The sequence below is a fragment of the Brucella daejeonensis genome (assembly GCF_014199265.1).
Taxonomy (GTDB): domain Bacteria; phylum Pseudomonadota; class Alphaproteobacteria; order Rhizobiales; family Rhizobiaceae; genus Brucella; species Brucella daejeonensis.
The window spans coordinates 53,507-71,658 of record NZ_JACIJG010000012.1; the positions used below are offsets into that span (position 1 = coordinate 53,507).

Consider the following 18,152-nt stretch of genomic DNA (forward strand, 5'->3'; position numbering starts at 1 on the left):
GCTTAGCTCCCTGTAACCGTTCGCGCCGGGTGAGCGGCCATGGCCTCAAAGGCTGCAAACAGCTTTTCGAGCTTGGGATTGCGGGATTCGCGATTGCCTTCGGCCTCGTCCTGCTTCGGCAGTTCGCGCCAGAAGGCACAGGCATTGGCGTGACCGCTGGATTCCACATCCAGCACCATGCTGACGCTCTGGCACTCCGGCCTTGCGTAAGGACAGCGCGTATGCAGACGGCAACCCGGCGGCGGGGAAAGGGGGCTGGGCAGGTCGCCTCGCAGCCGCTCGGCGCGCAAGCGCCGTTGGCTGGGTGGTGCGGCAACCGGAATGGCCGACAGAAGCGCGCGCGTGTACGGATGGCGCGGCGCATTGAAAACGGCATCGGCGGTGCCGATTTCGACCATTCTGCCCAGATACATGACCGCAACGCGGTCGGCGATATGTTTCACGACACCCAGGTCGTGACTGATGAAAATGAATGCCAGACCGAGCTTTTTCTGCAAATCCTTGAGAAGATTGAGAACCTGCGCCTGAATGGACACATCAAGCGCGGATACCGCCTCGTCGCAGATGATGGCCTTCGGCTCGGAAGCAAGCGCGCGCGCAATCACCACGCGCTGGCGCTGGCCGCCGGAAAACTCGTGCGGATAGCGGCTTGCCTGTTCGGGACGCAGACCCACCATTTCCAGAAGCTCCGCCACGCGTTTGGCGCGCTGTGAAGCTGGCACGATATTGTGCAGCATCAGCGGTTCGGCAATCGTCTGCGCAATGGTCATGCGCGGATTGAGCGAAGCGTAGGGATCCTGAAAAATGAGCTGGACATGCCGTCGCTGCCGCCGCATCGCCGCATGGCTGATGCCGGTAATATCCAGGCCGTCGATGAACACCTCGCCTGCGGTCGGCTTGATGAGCCGCATCAGGAGACGGCCAAGCGTTGACTTGCCGCAGCCAGATTCCCCGACGATGGCCAGCGTTTCGCCCGGCATGAGGGAAAATGTGATGTCGTCAACTGCGCCGACCTCAGCCAGCGGACGCCCCGTCAGGCTGCGCTTGAGAATGAAATTTTTGCCCAGTCTGCGCGCTTCAATGATCGGTTTTACAGATGAAGAAGGAGCTTTTGTCACGAAACGATGTCCTCCAGAGGCGCGCGCCAGCAGCGACTGAAATGACCTTCCGAGACTTGCCGCAGCTCCGGCATCCCGGCGCATTTCTCGATGCGGAACGGGCAGCGCGCCTGGAAGCGGCACCCGCCGGGCGGATTGGCCATGTCGGGAACCGTGCCGGTGATCGCCACAAGCCGCTCGCGCTTTTCGTCAAGGCGCGGCAATGAACCGAGCAGGCCGACCGTATACGGATGCTGCGGAAAGGTGAAAAGTTCTTCGACCGTGCATTGCTCGACAATCTGTCCCGCATACATGACGACAACGTCGTCGCAGGATTCGGCGACAACGCCGAGGTCGTGCGTAATGAGAACGATGGCCGTTCCGGTCTTTTGCTGCAATTCACGCATCAGTTCCAGAACCTGCGCCTGAATGGTCACGTCGAGCGCCGTGGTCGGCTCGTCGGCTATCAACAGCTCAGGATCGCAGGCCAGCGCCATGGCGATCATCACACGCTGGCGCATGCCGCCGGAAAGATTGTGCGGATATTGATGATAGCGGGTTTCCGGCGACGGAATGCGCACCAGACGAAGCATGGCAATCGTGCGTTCCGCAGCTTCCTTTCGGGAAATCCGGTTGTGCCGCAAAATGACTTCGTTGATCTGGTCGCCAATCGTATAGGACGGGTTGAGCGAGGTCATCGGCTCCTGAAAGATCATCGCCAGACGGTTGCCGCGCAAGGCTCGCATGGCGCTTTTCGTCTCGTCCAGAAGCTGGCGTCCGTCGAAATCGATGCGGCCGGAAATGCGCGCCGAATATTCGGGCAGAAGCCGCATGATGGCGAGCGAAGTCACGCTCTTGCCGCTGCCGGATTCGCCGACAATGGCGAGCGTGCGGCCCTTATTGACCGTAAAACTAACGCCATCGACCGCCGTGACGGTCCGCCCGTCGCCTTCAAAGGCGACACGCAGATCCGAAACGTCGAGAATGGTTTCGTCAGCCCGATCGGATCGGGCTGACTGGTCGTGGACCATGGGGGATGACATGCTCATTGCCGTCCACGCAGCCTAGCTTTTACGGCTGACGCCGTTCAGGCGGATGATACCGTCCGGGGCGGGCTTGAAGCCGGTCAGGTTGGAATTATGCGCGAAAATCCACTGGGAATGATACAGATAGACAATCGGCAGATCCTTGAGCAGGATTGCCATGGCCTTGCTATATTCCGCCTTGCGGGCTTCTGTGTCGGTCAGCGAACGCGCCTTGGTCAGGATCGCATCGAGGTCCTTGTTGCAATAATGCGCATCGTTACCGGCAGCGCCGCAAGCCAGCATCGGCGTGATGTTGAGATCGGGATCGACGCGACCGCTCCAGCCGACGAGATGGGCCTCGAACTTGCCCTGACGCGCGACGTCGAGAAGCGTCATCAGTTCGGTCGGCTTGATCGAGACATTGATGCCGATTTCCTGCACCATCGCCTGAATGAGCTGAATGACCTGCTGGCGCTCGGCATCGGTCGGCACGAGTATTTCCAGGTCGACCGACTTTACGCCTGCTTCTTCCATCTTTTTCTTCGCGGCATCCAGATCGCGTGCCGGAACGGGGAAGTTCTTGTCATAGAAGGCGCTCGACGGCGGGAACGGTTGGTTGCCGGTGCTGGCCTGCCCGTCGAAGACGACGCTGCTGATCGCGTCACGGTCGATCGCCAGACTGAAGGCTTCGCGGATCGCGGCCTTTTTGCTTGCGTCGAGATTGGCGCCTTCGCCGGTAATGTTGAAGGTGATGCCGTAATAGCCAAGCCCGATCACCGGATCGACGGTCAAACCCTTATCGGCCTTCACGGATTCCACATCGGTCGCGGCAAGACGCTCGATCAGGTCGGCCTGACCGGAGCGCAGATTGAGCAGGCGAACGCTGGAATCCGGCATGCCGCGATAGACCAGTTCATCGAAATGGAACTGATCGGCATTGTAATAATCCGCGAATTTCTCAAGCGTGATGTGATCCTGCGTCACGCGTTCCTTGAACTTGTACGGGCCGGAGCAAACCGGCGCTTCCGTGAACTTGTCGCCGAGCGCTTCGCCTGCCTTCGGGCTGACGATCATGCCTGCGCGGTCACTGAGCGCGGCAAGCAGCGGAACGGATGGTTCCTTGAGATTGATCTTGACGGTGGCATCGTCAACCACATCAATCGAGCCGATAGCGCTGATTTCGGCCTTGCGGCGCGAGATCTTCGCATTCAGGCCGCGTTCGAGATTGTATTTGACCGCCGCCGCATCGACCTTGGTGCCGTCATGGAACAGCGCATCCTTGCGCAGCTTGAGCGTCAGCGCCGTGCTGTCCGCATTCCATTCCCAGCTCGTGGCGAGCATCGGGATGATCTGGCCCTTTTCATCGATATCGACAATCTTGTCGCACAGAGATTGCAGCACATGGCGGCCGACAAAGCTCCAGTTGGAGACAGGGTCGAGCGTATCCGGATCGTCCTGCAAGGCGATATTCAGCGTCGACTGGGCGGCTGCGGGCATGGCGGTCGCCGCAACGCCGCTGAGCGCCAGACCGGCCGCGAGCGCGAGATATAATGGTTTCATCGATTGTTCCTCTCTTTACTTTATTTTTAATCAGCGGGCGACGGCGTAACCCTGCACGCCACGCGGATTGGCTCCAGCTTTCACCAGTTGCGTGTCGCCATCCATTTCTCTTGCCACGGCGGAAATGCGTCCTTCCGACCAGGCGTCACCGACGGTGATCTTGTGGCCGCGCGCCGCCAGTTCGTCGCGCACCGCTTCCGGGAAACGGGATTCCAGCGTGATCGCGCCGCGATTGATTTCACGCGGCCAGAACGAACCGGGCAGATGGTCGGTGTGGAAGGACGGCGCGTCAATCGCCTGCTGAAGGTTCATGCCCTTATGGACATGGCGCAGGAACATGATGAGCTGCCACTGGTCCTGCTGATCGCCGCCCGGCGTGCCAAAGGCCATGTAGGGGCTTCCGTCGCGATAGACCATCGACGGCGTCAGCGTCGTACGTGGGCGCACCGACGGCTTCAGTGTGGAATTCAACCCTTCCTCAAGCCAGAACATCTGGGCGCGGGTGGTGAGAGAAAAGCCAAGCCCCGGAATGACCGGGCTTGACTGGAACCAGCCGCCGGATGGCGTGGCCGAAACCATGTTGCCCCAGCGGTCAACGGCACTGACCTGCACCGTATCGCCGCGCTGCGCGCCTTCCGGCGTCAGCGTCGGTTCGCCCTGCCTGTCATTCGGCAGTTTCGGCTCGCGTGCCACCGTCGGTTCGCCACCGCCAAGACCCGGCTGCGGGATCGTGCCAACCGCACGCAACGGCGGCAGATTGGGATTGCGCCCTTCCGGCGAACCGGGACGCACCTCCATCGAGGCCGTGCCGCCGATCAGGGCGCGTCGCGTGTCGGCATAACCCGGCGAAAGCAGCGCCTTGAGCGGCACGTCGGAACTGTCGCCATACCAGGAATCGCGGTCGGCCATGGCAAGCTTGGCGGTCTCGATGACCAGATGTACGAAATCGGCGCTCATCGGGTCGAGATCGGCAATGTCGGTGCGCTCAAGGATCTGCAACATCTGCAAAAGCACCGGCCCTTGCGACCATGCCCCGCATTTGAACACTTCGTGATTGCCGTAAGTGACGGAAACCGGTGCTTCTATCAGTGGCTTGTAATCCGCCATGTCCTGCGCGGTGATCAGGCCCCGGTGGTGACGGCCGGAGACATCCCAGACATCTTCGGTCGCGCAATACTCCTCTATGCGCTCGGCTACCGGGCCGCGATACCAGAAATCAAGTGCGGCATCGATGCGCGCCTCACGGTTCTTGCCGGATTTGGCGTGATCGAGAATCTGCTGGTAAAGGGCCGCGATCTGCGGATTGCGGAACAGCTTTCCCGCCTCCGGCGTCACACCGCCCGGCAGGTAAAGCTCCGCCGAACTGTGCCAATGGGTGGTGAAAAGCGCACGCATCGCCTCGATGGTATTGGCGATGCGGGGCACCAGCGGATGACCGTTCTTCGCGTAATAGATCGCAGGCGCAAGCACATCTTCCAGCTCGGCGGTGCCGTAATCGCGCAGCAGCGTCAGCCATGCGCCGAAAGCACCGGGGATGCAGGCGGCAAGAAGCCCTGTTCCCGGAATAATGTCGAGGCCCTGATCCTTGAAATATTGCACCGTCGCCTTTGCCGGGGAAGGCCCCTGACCGGAGATCACCACCGGCTTGTCGGCGCCCGCCGGCGTGACGATGATCGGCACTTCACCGCCCGGACCGTTCAGATGCGGCTCCACGATTTGCAGGGTGAAACCTGTCGCCACCGCCGCATCGAAAGCGGTATGGCCCTTTTCAAGAATGGACATGCCGACGGCGGATGCCAGCCAATGCGTGGAAGAGACGGCACCAAAGGTGCCCCTGAGTTCCGGACGCGTCGTAAAGGTCATTTCAAGTCTCGCTCCCTATCGTCGGCTGCGGCCCCTGCCGCAATTCGATGCATGTCGACAATTTAAACAAATTGCGATTGTATTGTATACATCATTGGGCGCTAAATCGGCGCGTAACGCCGGTTTAGCGCGATACTTGTACACATATTGTATATTTGTTTCGCGTTTGGCAAGGGAATTGAGTAAATTGTGCACTCTTGCATATTCAAAAAAAGCGAGGCAGGAGAGCAGGGGAGGATAAAGGACCTGAACATGCTGGATGCAGATCACATAAAAAGAAGTCGCGGCGATCTTATTGCCGAGCAACTCGAGGAGGCCGTGATCAATGGCGAGATTCCGGCAGGGTCACGGCTCGACGAAACATCGATAGCCGCGCAGTTCGGTGTCTCGCGAACGCCGGTGCGCGAAGCGTTGCATATTTTATGCGGACGCGGCTTTGCCGAGCGCGAGCCGTATAAGGGGGTCATCGTCACGCAGATTTCGGCGCAGCGCATCGATGAAATGTTCGAGGCCATGGCCGAACTTGAGGCGACCTGCGGTCGCCTTGCATCGCACCGCATGACCATGAGCGAGCGTGCCGAACTGGAAAACATGCATCACGAGATGAACGGTTTTGCAGATCAGGGCGATCATGCCGCCTATAATGAACACAATACGCGCTTTCACAGCCTCATTTTCCAGGGGTGCCATAATAGCGATCTGATCGCCGCCGCGCAGACGTTGCGGCTGAAACTCGCTCCGTTTCGGAAATACCAGCTCAAGGATACGGGACGCCTCAAACGCTCCTGTAGCGAGCATCAGCAGATCGTCGATGCCATCCTCGATCAGGACCCCAAGGCGACGGAGACTGCATTGCGCAGGCATCTTCTTTCTGCGGCGCAGGAGGTGTTGATGAGGCGTCAGCGGGAGGAGGAAGAATCCGCCAAACCAGCTTTTATAACGGAGAAATAATTCGCGATGTCCACGCATGATGACCTGAAGGCGATCCGCACTGTCATCTCGGATATGGAAGCAGCCTGGAATTTTGGGGATTTCCACGGCTATATGGCGGGCTTCGCCAATCCCGATGTCGTGTTCGTCTCGCGCGGTCGCATCCAGAAGGACTGGCAGGCGACGCTCGATCATTATATCGCCGACTATGGCGGCGCGCCCGGCTCGCAGGGGCATCTTGCCTTCTCGATCATCAGCATCGAAATGCTGGCGCCCGACGCCGCCCAGTTGATCAGCCATTACAAGCTCATCCGTCCGGCTGGCGACCAGACGGGCGTCAATACCCGCCTGATGCGCAAGCGCGACGGCAAATGGGTCATCGCGCTCAATCACGTTTCCCAGATCGAACGGTAATTCTGCTTTATCAAGCCGATTGGGATGCGGTTTCGCTCGCCGATTGCGGCTTCAGCCGACGCGCATAGCGCTGGGCGATCCACGCACAGGCCATCAACTGAATCTGGTGAAACAGCATCAGGGGCAGCACAATCGCGCCAATGGAGGCAGACTGACCGGCGAAAATGGCGTTGGCCATCGGCACGCCGCTGGCCAGCGATTTCTTCGAGCCGGAGAAGGTGATCGTGATTTCGTCTTCCTTCGAGAAGCCCAGCGCCCGGCTGCCGAACATGGTGATGCAGAGCACGACGGCCAGCAGGAGCATGTCGATGATGATGACGGCGGCAATATCCATGAGCGAAAATGTATGCCACAGGCCTTCCACCACCGCTTCCGAAAAAGCGAGATAGACAACCATCAGGATCGAGCCTCGATCGACGGGCGAGAGCAGCGACTTATGCGAGCGAACCCAGTTGCCGATCCACGGCTGGAGCACCTGCCCGACGATGAAGGGCAGGAGAAGCTGCACGAGAATGCTTTGCAGCACACTCCAGGAAAAGCCGCCGCCGCTGCCGGAGGCTGAAAACAGAAGGCCCGCGAGGAGCGGTGTCAGGAACATGCCCAGAATATTGGAGCCGGAAGCCGCGCAGATTGCGGCTGGAACATTGCCGCCAGCCATCGAGGTAAAGGCGATGGACGACTGGATAGTCGAGGGCAGAACGCAAAGGAAGAGGATGCCGGTATAGAGTGACGGTGCAAGGATGCTCTCGGGGATGAAGCCGATTGCAAGGCCGAGCAGCGGGAACAGCGCGAAGGTCGTCAATAGGATGACCAGATGCAGACGCCAGTGCAGAATGCCCGCGATCACCACGTCTCGCGACAGGCGCGCGCCATGCAGGAAAAACAGAAGGCAGATCGCGATACTGGTGGCAACGCCGAACCATTCCGCCGCCTGTCCATAGATCGGCAGGATGGAGGCAAGAACGACGGTAAGTACAAGAAGGATCGTAAAGCGATCCGGCATAAAGCGGCTCATGAACAGAATTCCTCATTGAAGCGATTCCCATTTCGACGGGAATGCGCTGTCATCTTCCTGTTTCCGTTATCGTTAAGTAGAATACAAGAACTAACAGTTATCACGAAAGAAGATAGCCATGCTGAGCCTCACCCAGTTGAACAGTTTTGTCATGCTGCACCAGACCGGCAGTTTCACTGAAACGGCCGCCCGACTCGGCATCGGTCAATCCACGGTGACACAGCATATCCAGCGGTTGGAAAAATCGCTCGGGCGCCAGCTTGTCGCGCGCGACACGCATCAGGTGCGACTGACTGCGGAAGGCGAAGCACTGCTCGGTTATGCGCGCGGAATGCTCGATCTCAACGGCAAGGTTTCTTCGCTGTTCGGGCTGAACAGGTTGCGCGGACGTATCCGGCTTGGCGTTTCCGAAGACGTGGTCGCCAACCGCCTGACTTCCATTCTGGAAGATTTCATCCGGCTTTATCCACTTGTCGATCTGGAACTGACGGTCGCGCTCTCGGCGGTGCTTTACCAGATGCAGGATGCAGGCGATCTCGATCTGGTGCTGGCCAAGCGATATGTTGGCGAGACCCATGGGCAGTTGCTTTATCGGGAACCGCTGGTCTGGCTGGCGCGCGATCCCGACCATGTGTTGCGGCGCGGCGATGCCCTGCCGCTGATCGCATTTCCACCGCCATCGATCACGCGTCGCGTGGCGCAGGAGGCGCTCGAGCGGGAAAAGGTGGCGTGGCGCATCGTCTGCACATGCCGCAGTCTCAGCGGCCTGACGGCTGCGGCGCGGGCGGGCATGGGCGTGCTTGTGCAGCCGCGCAGCATGGCCCCTTCGGGTCTCAAGGAAATTCCTGCCGGGCGGTTGCCCGCGCTTGAAGATGCCGAATTCGTGCTGGTTTCACGGCGCGGCGCGGACACAGCCCTGATGGAGGCGCTTTCAAACCTGATCGCCACGAAGATGTTTCACAAATAACCCTTGGCGAAATTCTTCCAGACTGCGTTTCGCTCTTCCGTTCTCATCGAAATTCTCATCGGCAAGCCACGCTTCCAGCGCCGCCCTGGCCTGCGGCCATTCGGTATCGAGCATCGAGAAAATCAACGTGTCCCGGTTGTGGCCCTTTACAAGCATATGCTGCCTCAGCCGCCCTTCCGGCTGGAATCCCAGACGCAGCGCGGCATGTTCCGATTTTGCATTGCGGCTGTCGCACCGCCATTCGCACCGGCGGAGCTTCAACACTTCGAACACATGACGCAGCAGCAGAAAAAGCGCTTCCGTTCCGCCGCGCGTTCGTTGCAAGGCTGGCAGAAAAAGAACGTATCCTATTTCGATGGAGCGGTGCCCGGCGCTGAATTTCATCAAGGCCATCTGTCCCAGCACCGTCGAAGACGCCCGGTCGGTGATGACATAACCGACAAACGAACCGGAAGTGCTGAGATGCGCGAGATGCTCCGTATGGGCTTGCACGTCGGGAAACGGTCCGTCGCGCAGATAACGCCACAACTCCTCGCTTTCCGGGCCATGCGACCCGGCGTGAAGTGATGCGCCGTGAGAAGCCGGGTCGAGAGAGGTCAACTCGACCCACCGTCCGACAAGGCGCTGTCTGGACATATCTGTCATATCATTGCCCGAATGAGAAATGAGGGAATTGGTCCCGGTTACAGGCCTGACCCTAAAACCTGTCCCGAAGAATGTGAATTGTTTTCAGAGCATAAAGCGGGGGCGTCGCCGCCTCCCGCCTGAAATATGCAATATCTTGCCGAACGATCAGCCGCCAGCGCAAATACGCTGGCGCGCTTCAACATATTCGCGTTCCAGCCGGTCTATCAGTTGTCCGGCAGGCGCTACTTCATGGATTGCGCCGATGCCCTGACCGCAGCCCCAGATGTCCTTCCAGGCCTTGGCGCCTTCCTGCTGGGCCTTGTCGAAATCCATCTTGGAAGGGTCGGCTTCGGGCAGATTGTCGGGATCGAGGCCCGACTTTTCGATGGAGGGTTTCAGGTAATTGCCTGCAATGCCCGTGAAATAGTTGGAATAGACGATATCGGAGGAATTCGAATCGACGATCATCTGCTTGTAGGCGTCGGCTGCGCGGGCTTCCGTCGTGGCGATGAAGGGCGAGCCGATATAGGCAAGGTCGGCGCCCATGGCCTGCGCCGCAAGGATCGAGCCGCCATTTGCAATGGCGCCCGAAAGGAGCAGGGGGCCGTCGAACCAGGAGCGTATTTCCTGAACGAGCGCGAAGGGCGACAATGCGCCGGCATGACCGCCAGCACCGGCGGCAACCGCAATAAGCCCGTCCGCGCCCTTGCGGATTGCCGAATTGGCGTGGCGATTGTTGATGACGTCGTGAAGGACGATGCCGCCATAGGAATGGATCGCGGCGTTCACTTCCGGCACGGCGCCGAGCGAGGAAATGACGATCGGCACCTTGTATTTCACGCAGAGGCCGAGATCGTGTTCGAGCCGCCTGTTGGAGCGATGGACGATCTGGTTGACGGCAAAGGGCGCTGACGGGCGGTCAGGATTGGCCTTGTCATAGGCCGCGAGACCTTCCGTGATTTCCGCCAGCCATTCATCGAACTGCGCTTCAGGGCGGGCATTGAGTGCGGGAAAGGAGCCGACGACGCCTGCCTTGCATTGCGCCATCACCAGAGCCGGATGCGAAATGATGAACAGTGGAGCGCCAACCACCGGGATGCGCAATCTGTTTTTCAGAATATCCGGCAAGGCCATCTTCAATCGTCCTCCTTGATTGACGTTTCCGTAAACGTAATATTTCTAGCATTTCTTTGCGCAAGGGCAATATCAAAAGCGCGCGAGCGGGGGAGTATACCGCCCCGGCAGCGAAAAGCCGTTCCGGCGCAGGAGGTTCCGGCGGATATTTCGAAGAGAATCGGACACCTGCCGGGAGGGCCGAAGCGCATCCTGCAAAGGTCGTTTCGGAGCTGTAAAGACGTACAGGTCGGGGAAAAAGGACTACCCAAAGTTAATAATTGGTGTTTCTCATACCCTTATCGGGTAGCCAAAGCGGGTGATGAACAGGTAAATGCCTTGATTCAGACGTTAATTTCGCTGAGGCTCATTTAATGTCGGGATGGATAAGCGGTTTCGCTTTTCACAAATGACATGGAAGCGGGAAACGCGAACAAGGGAAGACCTGGCCTTTGGAAAGTATCGAACGCGCCATAAGAAACGCATTTACCAAGGCGGATGCGCATAATCCGGCAACGCGTCAGCGAATCTATGAATCCGCCTGGGGCGCGCATGAACGCGCGCTGGCGACGAATACCGCACTGAGCGATGCGCAGAAGGAACAGCGCCGCCAGAAGCTGAAGGCCGCCATTTCCGGCATCGAACAGGAATTCAGGGTTGGCGGCAGCACGACGGATCGGCGCGAACCCTCGCTCGACACGCCGCTCCATAATGACCCGATCCTTGGCGGCACGGCTGCGGAAGCGGCGCCGGCGCTGGACACCGGCGATATTCGCGGAACATCGCGGCAGAAGAAGCGGAGCGCGGCGGAACTCGGCTATGAGGGCGGCGTTTCGCGTAAGGACCGCAAGAAAAAGAAGCGTCACTCGCCTTTCTACAGCTACGGCATTCCGGCCCTTGTTCTGGTGGTGGCCGGTTTCATCGGCTATTCGCTCTATAACAGTTTCATCGATATGGGCCGGGGGCCATCGGGCAATCCGCTGCGCAACGACGGAAGCCTGGCGCCCCTGAAGGAAGGCGAGGAAGCGGGTGGACTCAAATGGATCACCGTCTTCCAGCCGTCCGAAGCAACGCGCCTGTCGGTACAGGGACGCGCGACGGCTGAAATCAGACAGGAAGGCACGCGCAGCTTTGCCCGCATACAGTCTTCCGGCGCGACCGATACGGTTACTTTCGATGTCGGTGAAGGCATCTTGAACCAGCTCGAAGGAAAGAAGGCGACATTCGACATCGTGGCGCGGGCCGATGGCGGCAAGATGACCCAGATGTCCGTCAATTGCGATTTCGGCGGTATGGGCGATTGTGGACGCCGTCGCTACGATGTGCGCGATTCCGTGAGCGATTTTCTTTTCGAGATGGATAATCCGGCAGGAAAGAAGGCAGGCCGTGCGGGCACGATCACGGTCAATTCCGATCTGGCCGGAACCGGCAAGCCGGTCAATATCTACGAAATCCGCGTCTCGACGGTGGCTGAATAATCAGTCCAGCAGTTTTTCGAGCGTTTCGAGCCGGTCCGCTTCGCGGGGCGGCTTGTCCCAGCGCAGCCGCGAAAGGCGCGGAAAGCGCATCGCGACACCGGACTTGTGCCGCGTGGAACGGTTGAGACCTTCGAAGGCCACTTCCACCACCAGCCCGTGATCAGCTTCGGCCCGGACGGACCGAACCGGGCCGAACCGCTCGATTGTGTTCTCGCGGACGAACCTGTCCAGAAGCTTCAGTTCCTCATCCGTAAAACCGAAATAGGCCTTGCCGACGGGGACCAGAACAGGCGCGTCCTCCGGTCCCGTCCAGACGGCGAAAGTGAAGTCGGAATAATAGCCGGATCGCTTGCCGTGGCCGCGCTGGGCATAGACCACCACGGCATCGACGGTGAACGGATCGCGTTTCCATTTGAACCACGGTCCCTTCGGGCGTCCCGGAACATAGGTGCTGTCATGGCGTTTCAGCATGACGCCTTCGATGACCGGGTGGGGCGGATCGCTGCGCAGGCGGGCAAGTTCCACGAAATCGTTGAAGGGCAGCAGGGGCGAAAGGTCGAAGCGGCGTGGATCGAGCTTCGTTATGAAAGCTTCCAGACGACCGCGCCGCTCCGAAAAGGGCAGGGCGCGCAGATCGTGCCCGGTCTGCCGGTTTCCTTCGTGCAGGAGATCGTAGGCGCGCACGAAGGCCGGATAATCCCGTAACTGTTTCGCGCTGACCGTCTTGCGGTTCAGCCTTTGCTGGAGATCGGAAAAACTTGCGGTGTCGAGGCCGGTCTCGCCGTGACCGCCGACCAGAAGTTCTCCATCGATGGCCCCCTCGAAATCCATCGCCTCGATAATATCTGGAAAAGCGCCGGAAATATCGTCGCCGGTGCGTGAATAAAGCCGTCTGACACCGTCTTCCGAAACGGCCTGCACTCGAATGCCGTCCCACTTCCATTCCGCGCTGAAGGCCGAAGGGGCAAGGGTGGGGATTTCCGCCTCATCGAGCGCGGTTGCCAGCATGACAGGGCGAAAGGGCGCCGCCGCGGTCGCGGCGGGCTTTTCGCTACGGCCTTCCAGCCAGGCGAAAAGCGCCTCATAGGGCGGGGCCTGGCCATGCCAGAGTTCTTCGATCTCCACCACATCCACCGTGCCGAAATCGGCCAGCGCCTGCTTGACAAGCCGCGCCGAGACACCGACGCGCAGACCACCCGTCACAAGCTTCAAAAGTGCGTGGCGTTCCGAAATGCCGAGCAGGTCGAGCCATCCGGCAACGAGCATCGGGCCTTCACGGCGGGAAGCGTTCAGCAGTTCGTGCACGACCGCGCCTAGCGGCAGATTGGCGCCCGGCGCGGCTTCGCTCGGGCCGGGCCAGATAAGGGATATCGTTTCCGCGAGATCGCCCACGTAATCGTACGAATAGGCGAACAATACCGGATCGCTACGCTCGGCGATCAATGTGCGGAGCATTACGGGCTTCACGCTTTGCAGTTCCAGATCGCGCGTGATCGCGGCCAGCGCCAGACCGCGGTCCGGGTCGGGCGTCGTGCGAAAATAATCGACCAGCAGGCGCAGCTTGCCGTTGCGCTGTGGCGTCAGGACCAGGCGGTCGAGAAGTTCGGCAAAGGCGCGCATCAGTCGGTCTCGTCTTCATAACCGATGAGATTGAGAGGGCGGGCCGAAAGGCCCCGCAGTTCGCACCAGCGTATCAGCGCCTCTTCCCGCCCATGCGTGACCCAGACCTCAGCCGGGGCGATTTCAGTGATGGTTGCGGTCAGTTCGTCCCAGTCGCAATGATCGGAGATGATGAGCGGAAGTTCCACGCCCTGCTGTCTGGCGCGCTGGCGGATGCGCATCCAGCCGGAAGCGAAGGCGGACACGGGATCGGGGAAACGCCGCGCCGAGCGGTCGGAAAAGGCCGATGGCGGACCGACGACGATCTTGCCGGCGAAATCGACCTCACCCGCGTCGCACTCCGGCGCGGCGGGTTCCAGCCTGCCGAGATCGATCCCTTGCGCCTGATAATAGTCGCAGATCTTTTCCAGCGTGCCGTGAATATAGATCGGTTCCGCATAGCCCGCATCGCGTATCAGCCTGATGACGCGCTGCGCCTTGCCGAGCGAATAGGCTCCCACCATATACGTGCGTTCGGGAAAGAGCCGGACCGATTTCAGGAGCGTTGCGATCTCATGCGATGCGTCGGGATGGCGGAACACCGGCAGCGCGAAAGTCGCCTCGGTGATGAAGACGTCGCAGGCGACGGGCTCGAAAGGCGCGCAGGTCGGATCGGCGGCGCGCTTGTAGTCGCCGGACGCGACGATACGCGTGCCGTCCATTTCCACCGCGATCTGGGCTGAACCCAGCACATGGCCCGCACCGTGAAAACTGACGCGGACACCGTTGATCGTGAGGCTCTCCTGAAGCCGTATCGGCTGCGTGGTTCCGGCAAAACCGTCGCCGTAGCGCAGCGCCATGATGCCCAGTGTCTCCGGTGTCGCCAGCACATGGGCATGGCCCGCGCGCGCGTGGTCGGAATGGCCGTGGGTGATGAGCGCGCGCTCCACCGGGCGCACCGGGTCGATATAGAAATCGCCGGGCGGGCAATAAAGACCTTTGGGAGAAGAGCAGAGCAACTGGTTGAAACGCATGGGCTGGAAGATAGGTCGCCTGCTTCGCGAGGAAAAGGGAGGGGGACCTTTCCTGCTGACAAAATGAGAACAAAAGTGAACAAACATCTTGGCGGCCCGCCCCGCTACGACTAGATTGGCGGCGTGACACTGACCCAGAAGCCCGCCGCCATATCTGCCGCCTTTCCTCTCCCGGACCGTTTCGTCAAATGGTTTTCCGCGAAGGGATGGTCGCCGCGCGCCCATCAGCTTGAGTTGCTTTCGCGGGCGGAAGGGGCGCAATCCACGCTTCTGATCGCCCCGACTGGCGCGGGGAAGACCCTGGCCGGTTTCCTGCCGGCGCTGGTCGATCTGGAGCGGCGAGAGCGCCAGAAGCCCGGCCTTAAACCCGATATGGCGCGGCGCGGCGTTCATACTCTTTACATTTCACCCCTGAAGGCGCTTGCCGTCGATATTCACCGCAATCTCACCGTGCCGGTGGAGGAAATGGGTCTCGATATTTCGATCGAGACGCGGACAGGCGACACACCCGCCCACAAGCGCCAGCGCCAGAAGCTCAGCCCTCCCGATATTCTGCTGACGACGCCCGAACAGCTTGCGCTCCTGATCGCATCCAAGGGTGCGGAGCAGTTCTTCAGGGGATTGCGCTACGTGGTACTGGACGAATTGCACTCGCTGGTCATTTCCAAGCGCGGGCATTTGCTGGCGCTGGGGCTGGCGCGGCTGCGCCGCCTGCAACCGCAATTGCAGACGATCGGCCTTTCCGCCACCGTTGCGGAGCCGGACGAACTGCGCCGCTGGCTGGTGGAGCAGGACGGCACGGAGCCGAAGGCGGGACTCGTCACTGTGGACGGTGGCGCAAAGCCGGAAATCACCATTCTCGATTCCGAGGAGCGTGTGCCATGGGCGGGCCACTCCTCACGCTATGCCGTTCCCGATATCTACGAGGCAATCCGCCAGCACCGCACGACGCTTCTGTTCGTCAATACGCGCAGTCAGGCGGAGATGCTGTTTCAGGGTCTCTGGCGCGTCAACGAGGACACGCTGCCCATCGCCCTGCACCACGGTTCGCTCGATGCGGGCCAGCGCCGCAAGGTCGAGCAGGCCATGGCCGCCAATACGTTGCGGGCGGTGGTCGCCACCTCGACGCTCGATCTGGGGATCGACTGGGGCGATGTCGATCTGGTCATCCATGTCGGCGCGCCGAAGGGCGCAAGCCGTCTGGCGCAGCGCATCGGTCGCGCCAATCACCGCATGGACGAACCGAGCCGTGCGATCCTCGTGCCCGCCAACCGTTTTGAGGTGATGGAGTGCCGCGCGGCACTCGACGCCAATTATCTCGGCGCGCAGGATACGCCGCCCCTGATAGACGGTGCGCTGGATGTGCTGGCGCAGCATGTGCTGGGCATGGCCTGCGCCGAACCTTTCAATGCCGATCAACTCTTCCGGGAAGTGCGGAGCGCGGCGCCTTATTCGAGGCTCCCGCGAGAGAGTTTCGACCGGATTCTCGATTTTGTGGCGACAGGCGGCTATGCTCTCAAGACCTATGAGCGGTTTGCCAAAATCCGCAAGACCGTCGATGGCACGTGGCGGGTATCCAATCCGCGTATCGCGCAGCAATATCGTCTGAATATCGGCACGATTGTCGAAGCGCCGGAGCTGAATGTGCGGCTCACCCGCGGCGGCAAGGGGGGAAATGCGAGGGGCGGACGCGTGCTTGGCCGCATCGAGGAATATTTCCTTGAAACCCTGACGCCGGGCGACACGTTCCTGTTCGCGGGCAAGGTGCTGCGTTTCGAGGGGATTCGCGAGAACGAATGCATTGCCTCCAATGCCGCCGGGCAGGATGCGAAAATTCCCGTCTATGCGGGCGGCAAGTTTCCGCTTTCAACCTATCTCGCCTCGCAGGTGCGCGCCATGCTGGCTGACCGTACACGCTGGCAGTTCCTGCCCCGGCAGGTGCGCGAGTGGCTCGAGGTGCAGCAATGGAAATCGGTGCTGCCCGGTACGGACGAACTTCTGATCGAGACCTTTCCGCGCGGCAACCGCTATTACATGGTCGCCTATCCCTTCGAGGGCAGGCTGGCGCACCAGACGCTCGGCATGTTGCTGACCCGGCGCCTGGAGCGCATGGGCGCGCATCCGCTGGGCTTTGTCGCCACCGATTACTCGCTGGGGCTGTGGGGGCTTAACGACATGGCTTCCATGATCCGTACGGGCAGGCTCGACCTGTCGCGCCTGTTCGACGAGGATATGCTGGGCGACGATCTGGAAGCCTGGCTGGATGAGAGCTATCTTCTCAAACGCACCTTCCGCAATTGCGCGGTTATTTCCGGCCTCATCGAGCGCCGCCATCCGGGGCAGGAGAAGACGGGGCGGCAGGTCACGGTTTCGACGGACCTCATCTATGACGTGCTGCGCGGACACGAGCCGGATCATATCCTGTTGCAGGCGACGCGCGCCGATGCCGCGACCGGGCTTCTGGACATCAAGCGCCTCGGCGACATGCTGGCGCGGGTGAAAGGCCATATCCTGCACAAGCCGCTCGACCGGATTTCGCCGCTGGCGCTGCCGGTGATGCTTGAAATCGGGCGCGAACGCGTGGCGGGCGAGGGCGACGAGATGCTGCTTGAAGAGGCGGCGGACGACCTGATCAGGGAAGCAATGCAATGAGGGCTGCGGTATGGGGAAACGGAGAGGCGTATAGTCTGGCACATGCGCAGGTGCGCGGGGTTGCCGCCATATGCGATCCGTCCGGCGCACTGTTCCTGCCCGATCTTCACATGCTGGTCGTCTCCGACCTGCATCTGGAAAAAGGCTCGTCCTTTGCCCGGCGCGGCCAACTCATCCCGCCTTACGATACGGGCGCGACGCTCGATATGCTCGCGGCAGCGATCGCGCGTTATCAACCGCGCACGATTATCAGCCTCGGCGACAGTTTTCACGACGCCAGGGCCAGCGAACGCCTGCCGTCGCTCTATGCCATCCGGCTGAAATCGCTGATGGAACATCGCGACTGGTTCTGGATCACCGGCAATCACGATCCCGAACGTCCGGTCGATCTGCCCGGCGATTGCGTGGAGGAACTGGCGGTCGGGCCGCTCACTTTCCGGCATGAACCGTCGCGCAAGGCGGGGCAGGGCGAGATTGCCGGTCATCTGCATCCGGCAGCGCGCATCGTCAGGCGCGGACGCTCGGTGCGCCGCCCCTGTTTCGTCAGCGACGGCGAAAGGCTCATCATGCCCGCCTTCGGCGCCTATACCGGCGCGCTCAACATTCTGGACCGTGCGTTCCGGGGCCTGTTCGTGGATGAAACGCTGCGCGCCTACCTGCTCGGGCAGGGCAAGGTCTATCCGATAGCGCGCGGCGCGCTTTATGGAGGCTAGAGCGGTTCCTGTTTTGACTGAAACGTTGGAACCGCTCCAACTATTTGTTTTTACGCATTATCCTA

The 18,152-nt window shown here is 60.6% G+C and carries 15 protein-coding genes; 6 read left to right on the plus strand and 9 right to left on the minus strand.

Annotated features, from left to right (window positions below):
- Nucleotides 1-2: 2 nt before the first annotated feature.
- The 4 genes from FHS76_RS15485 to FHS76_RS15500 are packed head-to-tail and all read right to left on the minus strand — an operon-like array spanning nucleotide 3 to nucleotide 5,545.
- Nucleotides 3-1,118 (minus strand): ABC transporter ATP-binding protein, encoded by a 1,116-nt coding sequence (locus FHS76_RS15485; protein WP_328700504.1) that lies wholly within the window; start codon nucleotides 1,116-1,118, stop codon nucleotides 3-5.
- Nucleotides 1,115-2,140 carry an ABC transporter ATP-binding protein gene (locus tag FHS76_RS15490; protein WP_235992705.1) on the minus strand — a complete coding sequence of 342 codons (1,026 nt, stop codon included), beginning with the start codon at nucleotides 2,138-2,140 and terminating at the stop codon, nucleotides 1,115-1,117. The genes FHS76_RS15485 and FHS76_RS15490 overlap by 4 nt, the downstream gene beginning before the upstream one ends.
- 21 nt (nucleotides 2,141-2,161) lie before the next feature.
- Complete coding sequence (locus tag FHS76_RS15495) at nucleotides 2,162-3,682, minus strand: ABC transporter substrate-binding protein (RefSeq protein WP_183654575.1); 1,521 nt, start codon at nucleotides 3,680-3,682, stop codon at nucleotides 2,162-2,164.
- Nucleotides 3,683-3,712: 30 nt separating this feature from the next.
- Nucleotides 3,713-5,545: a gamma-glutamyltransferase family protein gene (locus FHS76_RS15500; RefSeq protein ID WP_183654578.1), complete on the minus strand. Its 1,833-nt coding sequence runs from the start codon at nucleotides 5,543-5,545 to the stop codon at nucleotides 3,713-3,715.
- A gap of 252 nt (nucleotides 5,546-5,797) precedes the next feature.
- Between FHS76_RS15500 and FHS76_RS15505 the strand changes: the two genes are divergently transcribed.
- Both FHS76_RS15505 and FHS76_RS15510 read left to right on the plus strand, forming a co-directional pair.
- Nucleotides 5,798-6,496 (plus strand): GntR family transcriptional regulator, encoded by a 699-nt coding sequence (locus FHS76_RS15505; protein ID WP_183654581.1) that lies wholly within the window; start codon nucleotides 5,798-5,800, stop codon nucleotides 6,494-6,496.
- 6 nt (nucleotides 6,497-6,502) lie between these two features.
- Entirely contained in the window at nucleotides 6,503-6,889 is a 387-nt protein-coding gene (locus FHS76_RS15510; RefSeq protein WP_183654596.1) for an SgcJ/EcaC family oxidoreductase, read from the plus strand.
- Between the two features lie 10 nt (nucleotides 6,890-6,899).
- On the opposite strand, the gene FHS76_RS15515 is transcribed toward FHS76_RS15510, so the two are convergent.
- On the minus strand, nucleotides 6,900-7,904 hold the full coding sequence (locus FHS76_RS15515) for a bile acid:sodium symporter family protein (RefSeq protein WP_183654599.1): 1,005 nt from the start codon (nucleotides 7,902-7,904) through the stop codon (nucleotides 6,900-6,902).
- Between the two features lie 118 nt (nucleotides 7,905-8,022).
- On the opposite strand from FHS76_RS15515, the gene FHS76_RS15520 reads away from it, so the two are divergent.
- Entirely contained in the window at nucleotides 8,023-8,871 is an 849-nt protein-coding gene (locus FHS76_RS15520; protein ID WP_183654602.1) for a LysR family transcriptional regulator, read from the plus strand.
- On the opposite strand, the gene FHS76_RS15525 is transcribed toward FHS76_RS15520, so the two are convergent.
- Nucleotides 8,836-9,507 carry a GNAT family N-acetyltransferase gene (locus FHS76_RS15525; RefSeq protein ID WP_183654605.1) on the minus strand — a complete coding sequence of 224 codons (672 nt, stop codon included), beginning with the start codon at nucleotides 9,505-9,507 and terminating at the stop codon, nucleotides 8,836-8,838. The two genes, FHS76_RS15520 and FHS76_RS15525, sit on opposite strands and share 36 nt — an antisense overlap.
- Nucleotides 9,508-9,663: 156 nt before the next feature.
- Entirely contained in the window at nucleotides 9,664-10,632 is a 969-nt protein-coding gene (locus FHS76_RS15530; RefSeq protein ID WP_183654768.1) for an NAD(P)H-dependent flavin oxidoreductase, read from the minus strand.
- 431 nt (nucleotides 10,633-11,063) lie between these two features.
- On the opposite strand from FHS76_RS15530, the gene FHS76_RS15535 reads away from it, so the two are divergent.
- Entirely contained in the window at nucleotides 11,064-12,089 is a 1,026-nt protein-coding gene (locus tag FHS76_RS15535) for a hypothetical protein (protein WP_183654607.1), read from the plus strand.
- Here FHS76_RS15535 and FHS76_RS15540 read toward each other — a convergent pair whose 3' ends face one another.
- Together FHS76_RS15540 and FHS76_RS15545 are read right to left on the minus strand one after the other, a co-directional pair.
- Nucleotides 12,090-13,709 (minus strand): cisplatin damage response ATP-dependent DNA ligase, encoded by a 1,620-nt coding sequence (locus FHS76_RS15540; RefSeq protein ID WP_183654611.1) that lies wholly within the window; start codon nucleotides 13,707-13,709, stop codon nucleotides 12,090-12,092. It abuts the gene before it with no gap.
- Nucleotides 13,709-14,722, minus strand: coding sequence for a ligase-associated DNA damage response exonuclease (locus FHS76_RS15545; protein WP_183654614.1), 1,014 nt, complete (start codon nucleotides 14,720-14,722; stop codon nucleotides 13,709-13,711). The genes FHS76_RS15540 and FHS76_RS15545 overlap by 1 nt, the downstream gene beginning before the upstream one ends.
- 123 nt (nucleotides 14,723-14,845) lie before the next feature.
- Here FHS76_RS15545 and FHS76_RS15550 point away from each other — a divergent pair, with 123 nt between their 5' ends.
- On the plus strand, nucleotides 14,846-17,374 hold the full coding sequence (locus tag FHS76_RS15550; protein WP_183654617.1) for a ligase-associated DNA damage response DEXH box helicase: 2,529 nt from the start codon (nucleotides 14,846-14,848) through the stop codon (nucleotides 17,372-17,374).
- Nucleotides 17,371-18,087: a ligase-associated DNA damage response endonuclease PdeM gene (gene pdeM / locus FHS76_RS15555; protein WP_183654620.1), complete on the plus strand. Its 717-nt coding sequence runs from the start codon at nucleotides 17,371-17,373 to the stop codon at nucleotides 18,085-18,087. Before FHS76_RS15550 ends, pdeM begins: the two co-directional genes overlap by 4 nt.
- Nucleotides 18,088-18,152: the final 65 nt, after the last annotated feature.

Coding starts and splice junctions, on each gene's coding strand:
- FHS76_RS15530 (WP_183654768.1), bottom strand. CDS start 10,632: ATGGCCTTGCCGGATATTCTGAAAAACAGATTGCGCATCCCGGTGGTT.
- FHS76_RS15505 (WP_183654581.1), top strand. CDS start 5,798: ATGCTGGATGCAGATCACATAAAAAGAAGTCGCGGCGATCTTATTGCC.
- FHS76_RS15525 (WP_183654605.1), bottom strand. CDS start 9,507: ATGTCCAGACAGCGCCTTGTCGGACGGTGGGTCGAGTTGACCTCTCTC.
- FHS76_RS15510 (WP_183654596.1), top strand. CDS start 6,503: ATGTCCACGCATGATGACCTGAAGGCGATCCGCACTGTCATCTCGGAT.
- FHS76_RS15515 (WP_183654599.1), bottom strand. CDS start 7,904: ATGAGCCGCTTTATGCCGGATCGCTTTACGATCCTTCTTGTACTTACC.
- pdeM (WP_183654620.1), top strand. CDS start 17,371: ATGAGGGCTGCGGTATGGGGAAACGGAGAGGCGTATAGTCTGGCACAT.
- FHS76_RS15495 (WP_183654575.1), bottom strand. CDS start 3,682: ATGAAACCATTATATCTCGCGCTCGCGGCCGGTCTGGCGCTCAGCGGC.
- FHS76_RS15545 (WP_183654614.1), bottom strand. CDS start 14,722: ATGCGTTTCAACCAGTTGCTCTGCTCTTCTCCCAAAGGTCTTTATTGC.
- FHS76_RS15500 (WP_183654578.1), bottom strand. CDS start 5,545: ATGACCTTTACGACGCGTCCGGAACTCAGGGGCACCTTTGGTGCCGTC.
- FHS76_RS15540 (WP_183654611.1), bottom strand. CDS start 13,709: ATGCGCGCCTTTGCCGAACTTCTCGACCGCCTGGTCCTGACGCCACAG.
- FHS76_RS15490 (WP_235992705.1), bottom strand. CDS start 2,140: ATGTCATCCCCCATGGTCCACGACCAGTCAGCCCGATCCGATCGGGCT.
- FHS76_RS15520 (WP_183654602.1), top strand. CDS start 8,023: ATGCTGAGCCTCACCCAGTTGAACAGTTTTGTCATGCTGCACCAGACC.